The 16,820-nt window shown below is 69.6% G+C and carries 28 protein-coding genes; 9 read left to right on the forward strand and 19 right to left on the reverse strand.

Annotation, left to right across the window (positions count from 1 at the left end; all coding sequences use genetic code 11):
- Nucleotides 1-44 precede the first annotated feature (44 nt).
- The 7 genes from ACFZA0_RS35730 to ACFZA0_RS35760 all read left to right on the forward strand — a co-directional run bounded on the left by ACFZA0_RS35730 (nucleotide 45) and on the right by ACFZA0_RS35760 (nucleotide 3,914).
- Nucleotides 45-314 carry a hypothetical protein gene (locus tag ACFZA0_RS35730; protein ID WP_391024746.1) on the forward strand — a complete coding sequence of 90 codons (270 nt, stop codon included), beginning with the start codon at nucleotides 45-47 and terminating at the stop codon, nucleotides 312-314.
- A complete protein-coding gene (locus ACFZA0_RS35735) occupies nucleotides 311-952 on the forward strand; it encodes an NERD domain-containing protein (protein ID WP_391024747.1) in 642 nt (213 codons plus the stop codon). The genes ACFZA0_RS35730 and ACFZA0_RS35735 overlap by 4 nt, the downstream gene beginning before the upstream one ends.
- Before the next feature lie 171 nt (nucleotides 953-1,123).
- Nucleotides 1,124-1,750, forward strand: coding sequence for a hypothetical protein (locus tag ACFZA0_RS35740; RefSeq protein ID WP_391024749.1), 627 nt, complete (start codon nucleotides 1,124-1,126; stop codon nucleotides 1,748-1,750).
- Between the two features lie 83 nt (nucleotides 1,751-1,833).
- Nucleotides 1,834-2,079, forward strand: a complete 246-nt coding sequence (locus ACFZA0_RS35745) for a hypothetical protein (protein ID WP_391024751.1) — start codon at nucleotides 1,834-1,836, stop codon at nucleotides 2,077-2,079.
- Nucleotides 2,079-3,086, forward strand: a complete 1,008-nt coding sequence (locus ACFZA0_RS35750; protein WP_391024752.1) for a hypothetical protein — start codon at nucleotides 2,079-2,081, stop codon at nucleotides 3,084-3,086. Before ACFZA0_RS35745 ends, ACFZA0_RS35750 begins: the two co-directional genes overlap by 1 nt.
- A 215-nt stretch (nucleotides 3,087-3,301) precedes the next feature.
- Complete coding sequence (locus ACFZA0_RS35755) at nucleotides 3,302-3,631, forward strand: DUF6233 domain-containing protein (protein WP_391024754.1); 330 nt, start codon at nucleotides 3,302-3,304, stop codon at nucleotides 3,629-3,631.
- A gap of 70 nt (nucleotides 3,632-3,701) precedes the next feature.
- Nucleotides 3,702-3,914, forward strand: a complete 213-nt coding sequence (locus ACFZA0_RS35760) for a hypothetical protein (RefSeq protein WP_391024756.1) — start codon at nucleotides 3,702-3,704, stop codon at nucleotides 3,912-3,914.
- A 15-nt stretch (nucleotides 3,915-3,929) separates the two neighbouring features.
- Here the strand turns inward: ACFZA0_RS35760 and ACFZA0_RS35765 are convergent, their stop codons facing one another.
- The 14 genes from ACFZA0_RS35765 to ACFZA0_RS35830 all read right to left on the reverse strand — a co-directional run bounded on the left by ACFZA0_RS35765 (nucleotide 3,930) and on the right by ACFZA0_RS35830 (nucleotide 11,514).
- Nucleotides 3,930-4,475 carry a hypothetical protein gene (locus ACFZA0_RS35765; protein WP_391024757.1) on the reverse strand — a complete coding sequence of 182 codons (546 nt, stop codon included), beginning with the start codon at nucleotides 4,473-4,475 and terminating at the stop codon, nucleotides 3,930-3,932.
- A 102-nt stretch (nucleotides 4,476-4,577) separates the two neighbouring features.
- Nucleotides 4,578-4,754: a hypothetical protein gene (locus tag ACFZA0_RS35770; RefSeq protein WP_391024759.1), complete on the reverse strand. Its 177-nt coding sequence runs from the start codon at nucleotides 4,752-4,754 to the stop codon at nucleotides 4,578-4,580.
- Between the two features lie 153 nt (nucleotides 4,755-4,907).
- Nucleotides 4,908-5,321 carry a hypothetical protein gene (locus ACFZA0_RS35775; RefSeq protein ID WP_391024761.1) on the reverse strand — a complete coding sequence of 138 codons (414 nt, stop codon included), beginning with the start codon at nucleotides 5,319-5,321 and terminating at the stop codon, nucleotides 4,908-4,910.
- A 113-nt stretch (nucleotides 5,322-5,434) separates the two neighbouring features.
- Complete coding sequence (locus tag ACFZA0_RS35780) at nucleotides 5,435-6,484, reverse strand: PhlD (protein WP_391024763.1); 1,050 nt, start codon at nucleotides 6,482-6,484, stop codon at nucleotides 5,435-5,437.
- A gap of 128 nt (nucleotides 6,485-6,612) precedes the next feature.
- Nucleotides 6,613-7,434, reverse strand: coding sequence for a helix-turn-helix domain-containing protein (locus tag ACFZA0_RS35785; RefSeq protein WP_391024765.1), 822 nt, complete (start codon nucleotides 7,432-7,434; stop codon nucleotides 6,613-6,615).
- A gap of 327 nt (nucleotides 7,435-7,761) precedes the next feature.
- Entirely contained in the window at nucleotides 7,762-8,133 is a 372-nt protein-coding gene (locus tag ACFZA0_RS35790; protein WP_391024766.1) for an HIT domain-containing protein, read from the reverse strand.
- Nucleotides 8,134-8,144: 11 nt separating this feature from the next.
- Nucleotides 8,145-8,573, reverse strand: a complete 429-nt coding sequence (locus tag ACFZA0_RS35795; RefSeq protein WP_391024768.1) for an SLOG family protein — start codon at nucleotides 8,571-8,573, stop codon at nucleotides 8,145-8,147.
- Nucleotides 8,573-8,881: a DUF6011 domain-containing protein gene (locus tag ACFZA0_RS35800; protein ID WP_391024770.1), complete on the reverse strand. Its 309-nt coding sequence runs from the start codon at nucleotides 8,879-8,881 to the stop codon at nucleotides 8,573-8,575. The genes ACFZA0_RS35795 and ACFZA0_RS35800 overlap by 1 nt, the downstream gene beginning before the upstream one ends.
- The gene (locus ACFZA0_RS35805; RefSeq protein WP_391024772.1) at nucleotides 8,806-9,150 is read right to left on the reverse strand and encodes a hypothetical protein; all 345 of its coding nucleotides are present in this window, start codon (nucleotides 9,148-9,150) and stop codon (nucleotides 8,806-8,808) included. The genes ACFZA0_RS35800 and ACFZA0_RS35805 overlap by 76 nt, the downstream gene beginning before the upstream one ends.
- A gap of 25 nt (nucleotides 9,151-9,175) precedes the next feature.
- Nucleotides 9,176-9,397 (reverse strand): hypothetical protein, encoded by a 222-nt coding sequence (locus ACFZA0_RS35810; protein WP_391024774.1) that lies wholly within the window; start codon nucleotides 9,395-9,397, stop codon nucleotides 9,176-9,178.
- A complete protein-coding gene (locus tag ACFZA0_RS35815) occupies nucleotides 9,394-9,687 on the reverse strand; it encodes a hypothetical protein (RefSeq protein ID WP_391024776.1) in 294 nt (97 codons plus the stop codon). The genes ACFZA0_RS35810 and ACFZA0_RS35815 overlap by 4 nt, the downstream gene beginning before the upstream one ends.
- Entirely contained in the window at nucleotides 9,684-9,848 is a 165-nt protein-coding gene (locus ACFZA0_RS35820; RefSeq protein WP_391024778.1) for a hypothetical protein, read from the reverse strand. The genes ACFZA0_RS35815 and ACFZA0_RS35820 overlap by 4 nt, the downstream gene beginning before the upstream one ends.
- Nucleotides 9,845-11,011, reverse strand: a complete 1,167-nt coding sequence (locus ACFZA0_RS35825) for a ParB N-terminal domain-containing protein (RefSeq protein WP_391024780.1) — start codon at nucleotides 11,009-11,011, stop codon at nucleotides 9,845-9,847. Before ACFZA0_RS35825 ends, ACFZA0_RS35820 begins: the two co-directional genes overlap by 4 nt.
- A complete protein-coding gene (locus ACFZA0_RS35830; RefSeq protein ID WP_391024781.1) occupies nucleotides 11,008-11,514 on the reverse strand; it encodes a hypothetical protein in 507 nt (168 codons plus the stop codon). Before ACFZA0_RS35830 ends, ACFZA0_RS35825 begins: the two co-directional genes overlap by 4 nt.
- A 279-nt stretch (nucleotides 11,515-11,793) precedes the next feature.
- Between ACFZA0_RS35830 and ACFZA0_RS35835 the strand changes: the two genes are divergently transcribed.
- Nucleotides 11,794-12,360: a hypothetical protein gene (locus ACFZA0_RS35835; RefSeq protein WP_391024783.1), complete on the forward strand. Its 567-nt coding sequence runs from the start codon at nucleotides 11,794-11,796 to the stop codon at nucleotides 12,358-12,360.
- A gap of 61 nt (nucleotides 12,361-12,421) precedes the next feature.
- Here ACFZA0_RS35835 and ACFZA0_RS35840 read toward each other — a convergent pair whose 3' ends face one another.
- Together ACFZA0_RS35840 and ACFZA0_RS35845 are read right to left on the reverse strand one after the other, a co-directional pair.
- Nucleotides 12,422-13,732, reverse strand: a complete 1,311-nt coding sequence (locus tag ACFZA0_RS35840) for a hypothetical protein (protein WP_391024785.1) — start codon at nucleotides 13,730-13,732, stop codon at nucleotides 12,422-12,424.
- A 105-nt stretch (nucleotides 13,733-13,837) separates the two neighbouring features.
- A complete protein-coding gene (locus ACFZA0_RS35845; protein WP_391024787.1) occupies nucleotides 13,838-14,002 on the reverse strand; it encodes a hypothetical protein in 165 nt (54 codons plus the stop codon).
- Between the two features lie 211 nt (nucleotides 14,003-14,213).
- Here ACFZA0_RS35845 and ACFZA0_RS35850 point away from each other — a divergent pair, with 211 nt between their 5' ends.
- Nucleotides 14,214-14,495 carry a hypothetical protein gene (locus tag ACFZA0_RS35850; RefSeq protein ID WP_391024789.1) on the forward strand — a complete coding sequence of 94 codons (282 nt, stop codon included), beginning with the start codon at nucleotides 14,214-14,216 and terminating at the stop codon, nucleotides 14,493-14,495.
- A 90-nt stretch (nucleotides 14,496-14,585) separates the two neighbouring features.
- Here the strand turns inward: ACFZA0_RS35850 and ACFZA0_RS35855 are convergent, their stop codons facing one another.
- The 3 genes from ACFZA0_RS35855 to ACFZA0_RS35865 form a co-directional block, all read right to left on the reverse strand.
- Entirely contained in the window at nucleotides 14,586-15,260 is a 675-nt protein-coding gene (locus ACFZA0_RS35855; protein ID WP_391024791.1) for a DUF6225 family protein, read from the reverse strand.
- Nucleotides 15,257-16,183: a hypothetical protein gene (locus tag ACFZA0_RS35860; protein WP_391024792.1), complete on the reverse strand. Its 927-nt coding sequence runs from the start codon at nucleotides 16,181-16,183 to the stop codon at nucleotides 15,257-15,259. The genes ACFZA0_RS35855 and ACFZA0_RS35860 overlap by 4 nt, the downstream gene beginning before the upstream one ends.
- A gap of 237 nt (nucleotides 16,184-16,420) precedes the next feature.
- Nucleotides 16,421-16,726: a hypothetical protein gene (locus ACFZA0_RS35865; protein WP_391024793.1), complete on the reverse strand. Its 306-nt coding sequence runs from the start codon at nucleotides 16,724-16,726 to the stop codon at nucleotides 16,421-16,423.
- Nucleotides 16,727-16,820: the final 94 nt, after the last annotated feature.

Here is a 16,820-nt window from a genome sequence, read left to right on the forward strand (position 1 = left end):
GGGCCGGAGCCTACTCACCGTCACAACACGTTGAAGGAGTCCCTGTGTCCCGTCTTACAGAGCACCTCGTCACTGAAACCGTGCCGTTCCTCTTGGCCGGCCTCAGCCTGGGCCTGGTCTGGTGGTGGATCACCGGCAGCCCGGACATGACCCCATGGACAGCGGTCCTGTTCATCGCCGTGGTCGAGGTAGTGGCGCAACTGCTGGTGGAAGCCGTGCAGTACGTGCTGTGGCGGCGCCGGAGGATCCGAGGCGCGCCACGCCACCGCGCCCACGCCCGGCAAGTTACCGAAGCGACTGGAGATTCGAAGTGAGTACGGCGGGAGCGTCGGCGTTCCGGCAGGCCGCAGCGATCCGTGCCGCCGCCCGGAAGGGGCCGTGGCGGCGGCTCCTTGCCGCGCTCGGCTGGAGCGCTGTGGCACGGCGTGCGGATCAGGAGGCGGCCCGGTGGGAGCTGGGGGGGCGTGCGGAGATGGAGACGGCGCGCATCCTGGCCCCGCTGGAGGCGCAGGGGTGGCTGGTGTTGCACGACCGGGCGTTACCCCGCTCCCGGGCCAATGTCGACCATGTGGCGGTGGCGCCGGGCGGGGTGGGGGTTGTGGTGCTGGACACGAAACGGTGGCACGCCGGCTTCCCGACTGGGCTGGTGGGCGGCAGGTTGTGCTGCGGGACCCGGCCCAAGGACCGTGAGGCGGTGGCGGTGGTCGGGTACGCGGACCGGATAGCCGCCTTGGCGGGGCTTCCCGCGGGGGTGGTCGCGCCGGTGCTGGTGATTCACGGGTCCCCTGTGGTGGGCGGTGCGTTCATGGTGCGGGCGGCCGGCCGGGAGGTTCTTGTGGTCGGCGCGGAGTGCCTGGTGCCGGTCCTGGCGGGTTCCGTTCCCGCGCGTGGCGGTTGGGGGAGTGTCTCGTTGGCGGGGAGGTTGGAGGAACTGCTCCCGGTGTACCGGTGAGCGGGGCTAGGGTGATCGGACACCCGGGGAGGCGTGGGGCCCGTTGTCTGCATTCGTGCAGGCGGCGGGCCCTTCTCCCTTTTTCGGCACGGGAGTTGGGCTGAACCCCTTGCAACCTTGCCTCACTGTGAGGCATAGTTAAGTCATCGCCACCGGAGAAGGAGCCTCCAAATGGTCAACATCACCCTCTGCACCGAGCCCACCGAACTCTTCCGCCAGTACCACGGCCAGAACGAACCCCAGCCCGCCTACATCCAGCTCGACACCGAGGCCGGCACCCTCCACGCCGACTACGACGCGGAGATCGGCAACGCCGTCCCCGCCTCCGTCTGGCACGGCATCGACCGCCGCTACCGCATCCCGATCCTCACCGCCGACGCCGCGAACCGCGTCATGGAGGAGATCGCCCCGCTCGCCGACCGGATCGTCGCCGGCACCACCACCGAGTGGGACGGCAACAACCACGTCGCCGTCATGGACGACGACGCCATCGCCGCGGAGGAGGAGCTCGAAGAGGCCCTCGGCAACGGACCCAGCTCCCGCGGCGCTTCGGTCTTCTCGGAGTCGGACGTCGTGGCCGTGTGGGACATCGACGGCGCCGTCAACGGCTCCGAGGCCGACGACTACGACATCACCCCGGACACGACCGACGAGCGCCTGGAGGAGATCGCCAACGACATCCTCTCCAACCTCGCCGACTGCGCCGAGAGCGACGTCGCGGTCTGCGACGGCCTGCTGCCCTACCTCAAGGAGAAGCGGCAGGAAGTCATCGACGAGGCCGCCGAGCTCGACGACTGAGACCCGCATCCGATCATGCAGCGCCCCACGAACGGGATGGTCCCCCGGTCGTGGGGCGCTGCGGCGAGGAAGGAGCCCTCACCATGGGCGACGATACCGACGAGACGCTGTGCACGATCGACGAGGTAGCCGACCTGTTCGGCTACCAAGGGGCCTCCCGCACCGGCAGCGCCCGCAAGACCCTGTCCCGGCTCGGGGTGACCGCAGTGGACCGGGAGCCCGGCCGCGGCGGGAAGTCCCGCTACCGGCTGACCGATGTGAAAGCGGCCAGGGCCGGCATGCTCGGCCAGGGCGCCCGCACCGACAGGGCGACCGGGCAGGAGGGCTGATGGCGCAGCAGCTCACCGCCCGGCACCTGCCCGAGATCAGAGCGGAACTCGCCGCGTGGCTGGACGACAACGGGCCCGACGGCGGTCCGGCCGCCTGGTCGAAAGGGTTCGAGACCTTCGACCCGGCGACCGCGCAGAACGAACGGCGGGCCGCGAAGGACTGGGCGGTGTCCCTGCGGGCCGCGGAACTGTTCTTCGCGTCGAAGGACATGACAGAGCTCGCGGTGTCCGCGGGCCTGGCCCTGCCCGCCTACCGGCTGCACCCGGAGGATCTGCCTGCGCAGCACGGGCTGCTGTTGTGGGAGACCCCGGCGACGGACTCCTACGAGGGCGGCGAGTTCACGGGCTGCCCGATCATCGGCGTCTCCTGGGCGCAGCGAAGCCGCGGCGTGCAGATCCGGACCTGGTGCCTGCGGGACGACTGGGTGACGTTCATGGCTCAGGGGGACCAGCGGGCCGGACTCGCCGACTTGACGGCGGCACAGGTCCGGGCGCTGTATGCGCAGTACCCGCAGCAGATCGTGTGCATGTCGCGCGGGTTCCTGCCGTTCGGGAAGGTCCCGGGCTGGCTGTCGGACATGCCGGACGACACCAGCGAGATGACGCTCGCCGAGCTGGAGGACTACGCCCGCTCCGCCGGGAGGCAGCAGCAGGCGGAACGGGCGCTGATCGTGACGTGGCTCCTGATGGGGCAGACCCTGTCCTGGGGTGAGGACGTGCCCGCGCCGAAGTCGGCGGTGAAGGCGATCCGCCGACTGGACTCCTCGCTGCTGCTGTCCGCCCGGTACGTGCGGCTGCGGCGCAGTGTGCCGGTGGGCCGGGAGGCGGCCCCGGAGGGGGCGGGGCGGTCGTACCAGTACCGGTGGCTGGTGCGCGGGCACTGGCGCAACGCCTGGTACCCGTCGCGGCAGGCTCACCGCCCAGTATGGATCAGCCCGCACTGGAAGGGCCCGGACGGGGCGCCGGTCCTGGACCCGGAGAAGCTGGTGAACGTGCTGCGGCGCTGACCCGAGACAAGTGGGGCCCGCCCTGGAGAGGCACCAGGGCGGACCCCACCGTCGCTCCTGGCGCCACTTATGCGCCAGGAACGGTCCGTCCCGGCCGGCGGGAGGCCGGTCGGGACACGTGGCGAACATACCGATGGCGGCCCGGTCAGGTGCGGGGTTCGGCGCACTTCACCCTGCGGGTGGCGGTCCCGGACCCGGATCGTAGACTCGAACACATGTCCGATGTCGCCGATCGTCTCGCCGCACTCCGTTTCCTGGAGCGCGTGCAGATCCGCGACCTCGAACGGACCCGCCGGTGGATCGCGGACCTCGAACGGCCGGCCCCGACACCCGCCCCCGCCCCGCCTGCACCGGAGCCCGCGCGCCCGGCCCCGGACTGGTTGCTGGAGTACTGGCCGCCCGACCAGCGCCCGCACACCGTGCACGCCGGGGACTGCTGGACCTCACCCCGGTACACCCGGGCGGTGACGGAGGCAGAGGCGCGGCAGGCGATCGACGAGGGTGTTGAGCGCTGCGAGGCGTGCGATCCGGAGCCGGCCGGGTAGCGGTTGCGCGGTGTCGCCGGGGCGGCATGCCCCGCGTGCGCTGGCCCGGTCTGCGGGTGAGAGTGGGCGTATGGCCAGTGATCAGCCCGTGACTGTGTACCCGCCTGATGAGGACAACGCGCGCCGTGTCCGTATCGACGGCACAATCTCCGGGCGGGCGTTCTCCGTGCGGGACGTCGCCAGGTTCATGCAGGAGGCCGGCCTCCAGGGCTTCGACGAGATGGATGTCGTCCGGTCCTCGCTGATCCAGTGGCGGGGCGGCGGCCCTGAGACCTGGGACTGAACCGCCCCGGTCCGGTCAGGCGGTCTTCCGTGGCTGCGGGGTGGCCGCCAGGTCGAGGATCGCCCACACCTGCCGGCCGTCCTGGGTGAGCTCCGTGCCGCAGGACACCGCCCCCAGCTCCTGGAGCTGTGCCAGGACCGGGCTGTCGGGGGCCGCGCTGGTGGGCTGGTGGCTGAGGGCGAGGATGAGGGCCTGCCGGTCCTGCTCGGCAAGGTGCAGGGAGAGGTGGCGGCCGCCATCGGCGGTGACGGTGTCGACGAGGAGCCGCACCACTTCGTCCAGGCGGGCGGGAATCATCCAGCCCCACTTGGTGAGCCGCCCGCTGACCAGGGTGACGGCTTTCCCTGCCGCCCACGGCTGTGCTTCCAGCGACCAGGTGGCTCCGGCCCGGTTGGCCATGACGGTGCGGCCGCGGCGTGCGTCGATGCGTACGGGCAGGGCCGGCGCCTGGGTCTGCGGTGGGGGCGGGGACGGCGGTTTCTTCGGCGGTGGCGGGGTCTTGGGCGGGTAGCTGGGGTACGGCTTGACGTCCTCGGAGTCTGGGCTGCTCTCCGGGTCCATAGGGCCTCCCCGCCTCGTGGCTGTTCGGCTACCCATCGTAGGAGTCCGGCCCCTGGCGGGGGAGGAGTTCGCGCGGTGTCACCCGGGCGGTGCCGGTGGGGTCTACTCGGGTTCGTCGACCGGGCGGAGAGGCGGACGCTGGTCCTGCCACTGCTCGTACCTGGTGATGAGTTGATCGTCGCTCATCGCGTCGGTCTCCGGAGTGCGGTTCACGACGAGGATGGTGCTGCTGTCGTCCTCGGCGTCGTGTCGTACGACGCGGATGGTGTTGTCGGGCATGGTGCCTCCCCGGTGTGTTGGGGTTCAGGCTGCGCCCTGGGGACGTTTCCGGTCAATGAGGGCGGCGTTGCCGGGGTGTCGGGTGGGCCCGTCTCCCACCGAAGGGTGACGGGCCCTGCGCGCGCTCTGCCAGCGTGCCACCTGGCACTGACATCAGACGGGCAGCCAGCCGCCCTCACCGTCACCACGGAGAGCCGTCGGGCAGTCCTGACAGATCCCTGCCCCGGTACCCGGCTGGTCACCGAACTCCGCGGCCTCGATGACGTTCTGGTGCGAGCAGTAGCTTTCGAGTAGGTGCCACACGAGCTGCCCGTCCGGGGTGATGGCCGTGCCCTTGTGGCCGCCGGCGATATGGGCTCCGAGGTGGGCGGGGATGGGTTGTCCGGTACCGACGACTTGGAATGCGCGCCGCATGTGGTCGACGTCTGCGGGGCGTGCCTGGTACCAGACGTCCAGGTAGCCGTGGCGGCGGGAGGCGACGTGGAGGATGACTCCGGTGAGGTCGATGCCGTGGGGGCGGTCGTCGATGGGGAGTTCGACGCGGTGGATGACAGCCGGCTCGGTCATGTGAGTGCCTTGTCGATGGTGGGCATGGTCTCCACGGTGTCGCAGGATCGGGGCGGCTGCTGCCCTGCACGGGCGGTGGGCCGCAGGCGGGGCTGCGGCCCGTGCCTGTGGGGTCAGGCGTGCCACTGCCCGTGCAAGGCGGAGGCGGTGAACCCGGGTCCGTACGCGACGATCAGGGCGCCTGCGCCGTCGGCGGGCGGTGTCCCGTAGGTGCGCTCGAGGACCCGGAGAACAGACGGGCCGCCGAGGTTGCCCTCTTCGGTGAGGGTGTCGAGGGAGTGCCGGGCGTCCTGCTCGGTGAGGCCGAGGGCGTTCGCGGTGTCGTGGATGATCGGCCGGGACCCGGGATGGATGACGGGGACGGTGACGTCACGCCCGTCGAGCCAGTCGACGATGGCGGGCATTGCGGTTCGGGCGCCGCGGGCGGCCTGCTTCGTGGAGTCGAAGTGCAGGCCGGCGGTGTCGATGCGGCCCCAGTAGTAGTCGGTGCTGTCGGGGAGGACGTACTCGAACAGGCTGCCGGGGCCGGTGATGGTGATGCCGGGGCCGATCGGGTCGGACGACACGATCGTTGCCGCGGCGGAGTCGCCGAACAGGGCTTTGTAGATCATGTGCTCGATGCCGGTGTCCTCGTGCTGGTAGCTGGTGGAGAGGACTTCGGCGGCGATGACGAGGATGCGGGACCCGGGCCGTAGGAGGGCCTGCTCGGCGGCGCGGATGAGGGCGTGGGCTCCGCCGGCGCAGGCCGCGGTGGTCAGGGCGGTGCGCTGCACGGTGGCGGGGAGTCCGAGGCGGCCGGTGAGGTGGACGTCCAGGTTGGGGACGGCCCAGCCGGTGGCGTGGGTGGTGACGATGCCGGTGATGTCCGCAGGGGCCAGGTCGTGGAGGGTGAGGGCTTGGCGGGCGGCGGTTTCTGCCATGTCGAGGGCGTGGGCGAACGCGGTGCGGACCCGGTCTTCGACGGGGGCGGTGCCGTTGATGGTGGGTGAGTCGAGGGGCTGGGTGAAGTATCGGCTGTCGACGCCGCAGTTGTTGATGACGCGGAGGATCGCGGCGAGGCGCGGGTGGTCGGGGTGGTGGGTACGGATGTCGTCGGCTATCTCCGCCGTGGTGATCTTGTGGGCGGCGAGGACGGTGACGGGCTGGGCGATGTGAGCAGGCATGTGGGTCCCCCCTGGCCATACGGTCGTTGCCGGTCACCGTATGGCAAAGGGTGGCTGATTGTTGCCCTGGTGGGCGGGCTCATACCTGCGTCTAGGAGATCCACATTGCCTGTGCTGGTGGGGGAATGTCATCCCGCCTGGAGCATCGGCCGGTGCCGGCCGGTCTGCCGCGGTCCTGGCCGAAAGATCAGCATCATGAAGCGGGCGCCGGGGGCGGCGAGGGGCTGCGCCACGCACATCGTGACCCACCCGGCCCCCAACGCGGCGTGGTGGATGGGGCGTTCGTCTCCGTCGGGGTGGATGTCGGCGACGGTGCCCTCCCGGTAGAGGGTGCGGGCGCAGGGGTCGGCGCGGACTTCCTGCTCGAGCTGGGTGAGGATCGGGTCGCCGGGGCGGCGCCCGCACGCAATCCGCAACTGGGGGATCACGAACGGGGCCCAGGCGCGTTCCCAGTCGGTGAGCTGGTCCCGGCCGTCGAACAGCATCCACCGCATGGTGTTCGACGGCGGGCGGCCGTCCTTGAACATTTCGGCGAACGCGGTGTTGTGGGTGAGGAGTTGCCAGGACGCGTCCGTGACGTACGCGGGGTGCAGGACACCGTGGACGGCGTCCTCCCACGCCCCGGGCACGGCCCGCCCGCTGGAGTCCCACAGCGGGCCGGGGGGCTCCTCGTCACGCGTGTACCGGCACAGGGTCACCCACTCCTGCTCGGACAGGGCGAAAAGTCGGGCGATGTCGCGGAGGTAGTCGACCGGGGGGTTCGACCAGCGGCCCGACTCGAGGCGCTCGTAGGTGCCCGGGGCGCGGGAGGTGAGCTTGTCGACGTTGTGCTGGGTGAGGCCGGGGGCACGCCGGCCCTGCCGGGTGGGGCGGGGCAGGCCGTGCGCTGCCGGGTCTATTCGCCCGCGGCGGTCGACGAGCAGGGCTTTCAAGGCGGTTTGGTGCTGCATGTCCCCCGTGACTTTCTGACTCTGTGCAGAGTGCACACGTCGTCGGTGACTCGTGTCTACCTGGATTTGTTTTCTACTGAAAGATCGAACGTAGAAATCGCTCGTGCGGGTGGGGCATCCTCAGCGTGCGTGCACCGGCCACATCCATACGGTTTGTGGTCGGTCGCCCGGATTTCGTCCGGGGGAATGCACTCACAGGGGGAGGCCGTCACCCGGCCCTGGTCAGGTCGGGAATCGCAGCCGGCAACCCCTGTGCGTGCTGTGACGTGGGGCGTGTCCCGCCGGCCTGCCAGGGCCCCCGGGGTGCGCCCTTCGTCATGCCTGAGGTCAACCCTGCTGTCCGGTGGTCTTCCTGCTGCGCCCGCTGTACCAGGGCAAGGCGAGGCCGTCGTTCTCGGCGCGGGGCACCAGGTGCAGGTGGAGGTGAAACACGGACTGCGTGGCGGGCCTCCCCTTGCTGGTGATCAGGTTGTAGGAGCCCATGCCGAGGACGAGTTCGGAAGCGCGGTACATGGTGTGCGCGGACACGGCCGGGTCGTCGACGAAGTCGGTGACGTGCTCGCGGGGGATCACGAGGATGTGGCCACGCACCACGGGGTTGAGCGGGGTGATCGCGATGGCTTCGGGCCACGCCTCGATGATCTCGGCGGGGGCGCGTCCGGCGATGATCTCGCAGAAGGGGCAGGGCTGTTCGGTCACTGTGGCCTCATTCAGGCGGTGTAGCGGCGGACGGGGATGCCGGCCTGCTCGGCGAGGTCGGCGCAGCCGCTCGCCCCGTGCGACGGATGCGGGCCCGGCTTCCGGCAGCGGGACGACGTGCATGGGCCGATGAAAGCGAGGCAGAGGTCCGCGCCGAGATCGACCATGTGCCGGTTGCGGATCGGCCCGCAGGAAGGCCACGGCCCGAACCGCTCCGGGCGGTGGCTCTCTACGTCGACTCCGCAGCCCTTGCTGCGCATCCAGCGGGCGTAGTGGTCGGCGTGCCGGTCGGCGCCGCTGGGGCAGGCTCCGTGGACGACGAGGACGGTGCGGTCGCCAGCGTCGATGACGGCCTGCTCGATCGCGGCAGCGATGGTGACGACGTCGTCCCAGTCGCGGCTTCCGGTGACGAGCACGCGGTACGGGGTGGGATCGGGCATCACAGGCTCCAGAGGGTCGGCTGGTGCTCGAACAGGGGCAGGGCGTCCTGCCCCGGGACGGTGTCGGGCGGGTGCGGGACAGTCACGGGTCGAGGCCGCGGTGCCCGCCGGCGGGCGCGGGGGCGGCGGATGCCGCGCTTGCGGGCGCAGTCACGCCCGTATCCGATGGCCTGGGACTCGGGGTCCGTGAGAGGCCGATGACAGTCCCGGCACACCGACCATCCGGCTGCGGTCACGAGGGGTCCGGCCGGCTGCGGAGGAACTGCCGGGCGGTGACGAGGGCGCGCTCGACGAATTCGTTGGGCCATGTGAGCACGGCGGCGTTGGCGGCTGCGGTGTCGAGCCAGTCGGCGAGGGCGAGGCCGACGCCGGGGTGCATGGTGGCGATGTAATCGGCGTCAGCACGCCCCTCTTCGCTGTCGACGGTGTCTACGAGGGCGCTGGTGCTGCTGGAGACGGTCCATCCGTAGTCGCCGATGCCGGTCTGGGTCCAGGGGCCGGGGGTGGCTGCGGTGGCGAGGTTGCGCAACCGGTCGGCTGCGGCACGGAGTTCGTCGGCGGGGGTGTGGTCGGGCATCAGGTTCTCCGTGGGTGGGGTGGGGTCAGGCGGGGGTGAGTGGGCCGTAGAGGCGTTCGGCGTCGCGGCGGAGCATGAGGGGCAGGTCGCCCGGCCCGGGGAGCATCACGCGGTCGCCGTCGTGGGTGTAGTCGGTGAGCCACCAGACGTCGGTGTCGCGGTCTTCGTAACGGGGCCAGTCGGTGGGGCTGTTGCTGGCTTCGTAGATCTCGGCGGCGATGTCGTCGGGGATGCGGGTGGTGGTCATGCGGCTGCCTTCCAATCGCGTGGCGTTGTACGCCCGTCTGCGGGCTCGGGAGTGGTGTCGGTGGCGTGGGAGTCCCGCGTGGGGCTGTGGGGCCGGGAGACGGCCACGGAGACGGCACGGAGCGCCCGTCGTGCGGCACGCCACGCCAGCCGCAGCAGCAACACGGCGACGATGGCGCCGAGTTCGAGGACGATCGCGAGCGCGGCGGGGCCGAGCACGAGCCACCAGCCGAACGCGTTGCACAGCGCGGACCCCGCGTCGAGGGTGTCAATGAACAGGGCGGCGGTCATGCGTCGCACTCGTGCTCGTCGGGCTCGAAGGGCCGCCCGTGCTCGTCGTGCAGGACCAGGCCGTCGTCTTCGTCGTACCAGCCGTCGCCGGTGGCACCGCAACTGCCGCACTCCCATTGGCCGGCCAGGCTGATTCCGGTGAAGCCGCCGCTGATGCTCATGCCTGCGCCTCCTCGGTGGGCGCGGACGAGGAGGCGGCGCGGATGGCGCCGAGGTGCTGCCACATCCAGGACTCGACCCCCGCGAGCTGCTCGCCGAGGAGGTGCAGCGTCGTCACGTGCTCGCGCACGATCTGTTCCGGAGTCAGCGGCTTCTCCTCGGCCGCCTCGGCCTGCTGTGCCGCCTGTGCCATCCCGGCCGCACCGGGCAGGGCGGCCAGCACACCGGACACCGCCGCGTCAGACGGGACGGCAGCGTGCCCGCGAACCTGGGCCAACTCCTCGGCCACCAAGTCTTCGGCCCTGTCGCGGATGGCCTCCCAGTTCGCCCCGGTGCCGAGCCCGAGGGCCTGCGACAGGGCGAGCCGGTACGCCTCGGTCTCGTCCGTCGTGGTGGTGCCGGGCAGTTCTACCGGCACGTAGCCGATTCCTACTCGGACTGCGATGCGTAGCCGATGGTGTCCATCCCACAGGCGCCCGTCCGACCCGACCAGCACCGGTGTGGTGATGCCCCGAGCCCTGATCTGCCGTTCCAGGGTCTCCAGGTAGCCGTCCCCCGCGTGGCGCCGGTCGAGATCGGCCCACTCCTCCTCCCACGACCAATCCTCGGACCCGCAGCGCACCTCGGCCAGGAGGCGGGCAAGAGGCCAGACCTCAACACGGTCGCGGAGTGCGGCCCGGTCGGCGGGCACGGGCTGCGCCCCGGCGGCGTGTTCGTCGTCGTCCTCCAGCCGCGCCAACATCGCCCGCATGTCGGCCGCCCACTCAGCGGGGACGTGCAGGGGCACGTTGTCGCTGCGGCAGGCAGTCGCCGCGAGGTGGCCTTCACCAGTGCCGCGCCAGCACCACCAGCCGACGTGCACGAGCGACGGCACGGGCTGCGACACGGCGGCAGTCGGCTTGGCGGGAACGGCGAAGGCGATGCACCCGCAGATCTCGACCTGGCAGCCCTCGGCGGTGTGCCAGTTGTACGGGTGCTTGCATACGACGCACGGCGTGGCGAGCGTCAAGGGACGTTGATCGGCCTCGCGGAGCACGGCGGACCGCAGCCCTGCCTGCCCGGCGGCCAGCTCCTGCGCGTGCAGGCAGAGCGCGCCGTCGATGACGTCCTCGGGCAGGCCGTACCGGTACAGCAGCGCACGGGCGGTCTCGGTCGGGTCGGTCATGACTGCGCCCCCTCGGCGGCCGGCTGCTCGGGCTCGTCGTAGCCCGGCTGTCCAGCGGCGAGCCATTCGACGTAGCGGGCGAGGTGGACCGACTCGTCCTCGTCGCCGTCCCAGCGGTCGGGCTCGGTCATCGTCTGCTCGATGGCCGTCCGGAGGCTGCGGTACATCTGCGCGGCCTCGGAGACGGTCTCGCGGTCGTCGGGGCCCTGCTCTCCCAACTCGGCCAGACGGAAGCGCAGTCGGCGGACCTCGGCGAGGAGCGCGTCCCCGTCCTCGCGGGCGTGGACCATCAACTCCCAATCCCCACGGGGAAGGTCAACGAGTTCCGTAGCCGGTCCGGCCCCCGTGTTGATCCGCGACACGTACATGCCGTGGCCGCAGTTCTCGGAGCAGTCGCAGTACTTGTAGGACAGACCCCACGGCCCCTTGCTGGCGGCCTTCTGGCGCGCTTCGATCTCCTTGAGCTGCTGCTCGGTGAGGGGCTGGCTGGTCTGGTCGGTCATGTTGACTCCAAGTCAGTTGGCTGGCGGGTGGTCAGGCGGCGGTGGGGTGGGCTGCCAGTGGTCGGAGGTCAGGATTACGTGGTTGTGGGGGGTCTGCTGGGGTGCTGTTCCCCTGCGTGCGTGGCGTCCCGAGAGGGCTCATTCTAACCCTTTTAAGTATGGCGAAGCCATACGTATTTGGGGTTGAAATGGGCCCGCGTCGGTTCCCGCGCCTCTTACGCCCCGTCAGTCCCGTCGAACCCGCCACACCAGCAAGGCAGTCCCGGCAGGATCAGCGCCATGAACGAAGCGTGGGCCGCGATCATCGCCGCAGTCGCCGCAGGAGTGTTCGGGATCGCCGGCATCCTCCTCGGCATCGTCGTCGGCCGGCGCCAGACCGTCGACCAGGCCACCGTGGAGCACGGGCAGTGGCTCCGCGGGCAGCGGCAACAGGCATACGCCGACGTCCTCACCAAGTGGGACGTCTTCTTCGACGCGGCAGACGACTACCGGCGCCGGTACGAGTACGGCATCCCGGAAGGCATGACCTTGCGTGACGTCGTGCAGCACTGGACCGAGCTGCAGGGCCCCAGGAGTGAGGCGCAGGAAGCACTGGAAACGGCGATGCTGCTCGGCCCGCAGCCGATGGTGGTCAAGGCTGGTGGCCTGCGCGAGATCATGGACGCCGTGTTCTTCGCCATCCCAAGGCCGGCGGCGCTCTCAACGGAGATTGAGAACATGAGTGCGGAAGCACGGTGGACGAATGCGCGGCGGGAGTCGGAACGTGCACGGACTGTGTTCCGCGAGGCGGCGATGCGGGTGCTGCGGACCCCGCCCGCGGTGTCGACGGAGGACGGGCTGCTGTAGCCCGTCCTCCGTCTGCGGGGCGCCTTTTCTACGCCTGCGGGGCGGGCTGGTCGCGAAGCCGTCAGTCTGCGTGGTGGACCCGGCGAACAAGTGCTCCGCCCTGGAGATGCCCGCGCAGGTGTTCGGCGAGCGCGTACAGGACCATGCCAGGCTCTTTGGGGGGTGCCTCCACGATACGGACGTTGCCACGGCGGCCGCGGCGGGTTGGGGCAGGCCCGCGACGCTTGAGGGGGGTTCCCACGGCAGCCGCGTGCAGCTTCACGGACTCGGCGTCGATGGCGTTGATACCGGTCTCCACGGGAGCCGCCAGGGGCGGCTCGTCCCAGGTGTTCGGCTCAACATCGGGCGAAGCCATGTCCTCGAGAGGGTTGGTGCCGGTGACGGCCGCACGGAAGGCGGCGAGCGCTGTGACGGCGTAGGCGCGTGCAGCGTGCTCGGCCCGGATACGGAGGCCGTCGGTGTGCTCAGCGGCGAGCACAGCCCGCTGCTGCGCTGTCTCGCACCACAGTTTGTGTCGCGCCTCGTACTGCGCGACGACCGGAGCAGGAAGGCCGGCCGGGACTTTGGGTGCGGCGGCGGACGCTTCCGCCGCAGCGGTCTTCCGGGCCCCGTCCGCGGTCTTCCAGGCGGTCAGCAGGGCCCGGTACAGGTGCTGGTGCTCTGCGAGGAGTTGATCCGCTGCGGGCGGCCACGGCTCCGCGGTGGTCCCGTCGGGGTGAGGGGCTTGGACGTCGGGGTGCGCGGCTGTCTGGGCGGCGTAGTGCTCACGGTAGAAGTCGCGACCCCTGTCGGTGATCTCGTAACCGCCGTGTTCACGGGCCTGGGCGAGAGGGGGCACGTGCTTGTCGATCAGCGACCGCTCGATCGTCACGGAGTACCCCCACTTCAGGTACTCCCCCCGCTGGTCGGCCGACCACAGCAGTGCCAGAACCTCCCACGACCGCAGACCGAGCGCTGCTTTGCGGGGGCCGCCAGGGTTCAGGCTGGTGCCTGCTTTAGCCGCAGCACGCCCTTCCCGGGTCAGCCGAACGGTCCGCATGAAGCCGAACTGGGTGGGCCGGCTGTCCCGTGTGATCAGGCCGCGTCGCTCCAGGGCCGACATGGTGGAGCCGTTGCCCTGGTTGTCCCAGCCTCGCCACATCAGCCGTTCCTGCAACGTCGTCCAGCCGAACACGTCCCGCAGTGCGGGCTCGTGCGCGAAGTCGATGCTCCGCCACGCGTCTGCCGGACGGTTGTCGTACACCCCGCTGGCGGCGGCCTTCCGTCTGCCGGTGTCGGCGGCCTGGTCCAGGTCGTAGATGACGGCGAGGGTTCCCTGCTGACGGTCGTTGAGATCGTTCCAGGTCTGGAGCGCCTTGGGAGTGCCTGGCATGGGCGAAGTCTTTCAGACCGGGGTGACAACGGGAGGGAAGTACGGCAAGGCCCGGCCCGCCAAGGGGGTTGGCGGCCGGGCCGGCGGGCGGAGGACGGGGTGAGGTCACCTCCCCGTGAAGTAGAAGAGGACGCTGGGGTAGAGGACGGTCAGGGTTTCGGTCTGGTCGGGGGTGAGGTGGAAGGTGAGGTAGAGGGCGGCGAGGAGGGCGAGGAGCTTGTGGTGAGGGCTGGGCGGGTTCTGGTCGTTGGTGGACGGGATTTCGGACATGACGGGGCTACCTTCCGGGCGGTAGTGGGGAGTTGGTGCAGGCTGTGAGCGCACTACCGCCCTATAGAAGGTTGGGTGGGCCGGACTCCGTAGGGCTTCGCAGGTGCTGTGGAGTCCGGCGCCAACAAGAAGATAACCCCGGTAAGTATGGCTACGCAATACCTATCGAGGATTGTCTGGGGGTGAAGAGGGCGGGCCGTACCCTTCTCGCATGCTGTCGACCGACGAACGCCAACTCCTTAAGCTGATCTCCCAGGCCAAGGAGCCAGTCGCACCATCCGACTTCTTCCACACCATCCACCCGCCGAACTTCGACGCCAATGCCGGTGAGGACGATCCCACCCGTGAGGCGTGGACGGAGCTCCAACTCGGCCTGTACGGGGCGATGCTGCGCCTGCACGATCTGGGGCTGATCCGAGTGGTGGTGCCGGCGGATGGCGCTAACCCGGACCGGATGGAAGCCACCCCTCAGGGCATCAGCGCGCTCGACTGACGGACGTTCGAAAGCCCGGCTGCCGGTGGGTGGCAGCCGGGCCGGGTCGAGTCTGGCGAACTTACGCACGAATGGGGTGGTTACCTGCCCCTATTCTTCTGCGGTCACCTTTCCCCTGCTTGAAGGCTGGTTGGCCAGGCGGGCGCTGATCAGAGCGTCGTCCGGAAGGTCTTTCATCGCTTCCCGGAGTTCCGCCACCGTCCAAACCAGATACGCCCTTCGGAGGGTCCGGCTCTCCTGCTGCTCCGTGCGCAGTCGGTCGAACTCCTCCTTGGACGGCCCCCTGGAGACGCCGTACCTACCGAAGTGCCGGTATTCAAGCAGGCCACGCTCTTGAAGGAGACCCATGGCGTTCGCTGCTGTAGCCCGAGAAACGTTGAAGCGTTTTGCCACTGCTCCAGACATCAGCACCCGCCCCATCCAGTGCTGACCCTGTTCGATCTCCGCCGCGAGCTGGTCCACCACTGACTGTTGGCCAACTGGGTCAAGCCAAGCAGGCTTCTCGCCAGTCCCCGTTTTCCGCCAGGAGCTGTCATGCCGCGGCTTCTCTGCCGCCGTCGCCGCCTCTTCCGCCGCTAGCGCTTTGACCCGCGTTGGGTACCACTCGACAGTCCGGCGAGCCACCTGATGGGCCCAGTGCTTGTCGTTCCGGTGCTGTTCCCAACGGACATCAGGGTTGAAGGAGATGCCCAGGTACAGAAGGTTGTCGTCTGCGTCGTAGAGGCGGTACAGGGCTGTCGGTTCGTCGTTGGGCCGGTGGCTCATGCGCTGGCGTCCTCTCGGCAGTCGGTGCAGAGGATGTCCTCGGCGGAGTTTCGCAGCGGCCTGTGACACTCGGGGCACTGCCCACGCTTGATCTCGGAAGACCGCGGGCTGGGCAACTGCGGGGCCGACGGAAGCTCGGACGGATCCAAACGATGCCGGTACACGGCGGCCAATGACTTCGCCGAATCCGTCTCCGACGTCAACTGCGCCCGCAACGCAACTTCCGTCCAACCGGCTGCCAGGGCGCTGGCGACGCTGGAAACCAGATGGTTGCGCTGCCGTGGGCCCGGGACGCGACCTCGGTACGGAAGCTGGTCAACGAAGGCGGCAGCAGCACCTTCCGGGGATGCCTGCTGCGGAGCATTCCCTCCCCCTCCTCCCTGGCGCTCAGCCCCCGGCGACACCAGCTCCAGCAGGGGACGGGAGGGGGAGGTGGTGTTCTCACCCTTGGTGTCATTGGAACTGGTCTTCTTATGCGGGTGATTAGCCGCTGGCGGATTAGCCGCTGGCGGATTTTCATCCACCGGTTCCGACCTGCGGGAAGACCCTTCAAGGACACCTCGCGAAGCGTTTTCGCAGGTCATGGCCGGTGGGTGGAAACCGTCCACCGGCTCTGAGCTGGGAATATCTGTGATTCGGTACACCACGGGCCCCATCGTTCCGCTGGCCCTCCGGGCCTGGGACCGCACCAGATAGCCGAACGCTTCCAGCTCTCGCAGGCCGGCCTTGACGGCAGACACCCCGTCTCTCATGGCTGCGGCGATCGACTCAGGGGTAAGCCCCCAGCCGTCGCGGTGCGTTGAGATGAACCCGAAGATGCCCTTCGCCTTCGCTGACAGTCGGGGGTCACGGAAGAGGGCGTTGCTGATTTGCGTGAAATTGTCGGCCGCCATCGGCCCACGTTCGATCCGCCCGTAGCTCACCGCGCGGGCACCTCCGCGTGGAGGATCATGCCGGGGCTGCTTGTCTTGCTACCGGGGTGTGCGGGTACGCTCAACATGAGCTACTTCCTTTGACGGGTAGTGAAGCTCAGCTCATCAGCGGGCGGGAACCCGCTGTGACCTGCATGGAACGGCCGGTAGAGGTGCTGCGACCTCGATGATCCGGCCGTTCTGCGTTTCCGGTCCGGGGCTGCGATCCCAGGCGTAACGCCGTGCCGCTCATTGCTCTGGCGCTTCGGTTGCGCCGGGCTTCCTCGCAGGCCCGCGCCCACGAGGAGGGTGCTTGCGCAGGTACGCCAGCAGGAGTTCTGTGCGCATCATCCTGGTGCGCCCTGCGGAAAGGTACGGCTCCTGGTAGGGAGCATCGCCGAAAGGCCAACGTTCCCTTTCGGGCATCTCGAGACTTGTACGGGCGCGCGCCATGTAGCGCAGGCCGTGCGAGGTCATGCTGCTGGCGATCCCGTGCTCAACGATCAGGGCGGCGGCAGTGGTGAACGAGACGTAGTCGGGTACGCGCTGAGTCATCGGCGCGCTCCCAAGTGACTACTTCCGCTCAAGGGAAGTAGCGATAGGCTCATGGCGAATCTCCTTCGAGAGGTTCTCCCTACCGGCGCCGATT

Source organism: Streptomyces sp. NPDC008150 (genome assembly GCF_042956945.1).
Taxonomy (GTDB): domain Bacteria; phylum Actinomycetota; class Actinomycetes; order Streptomycetales; family Streptomycetaceae; genus Streptomyces.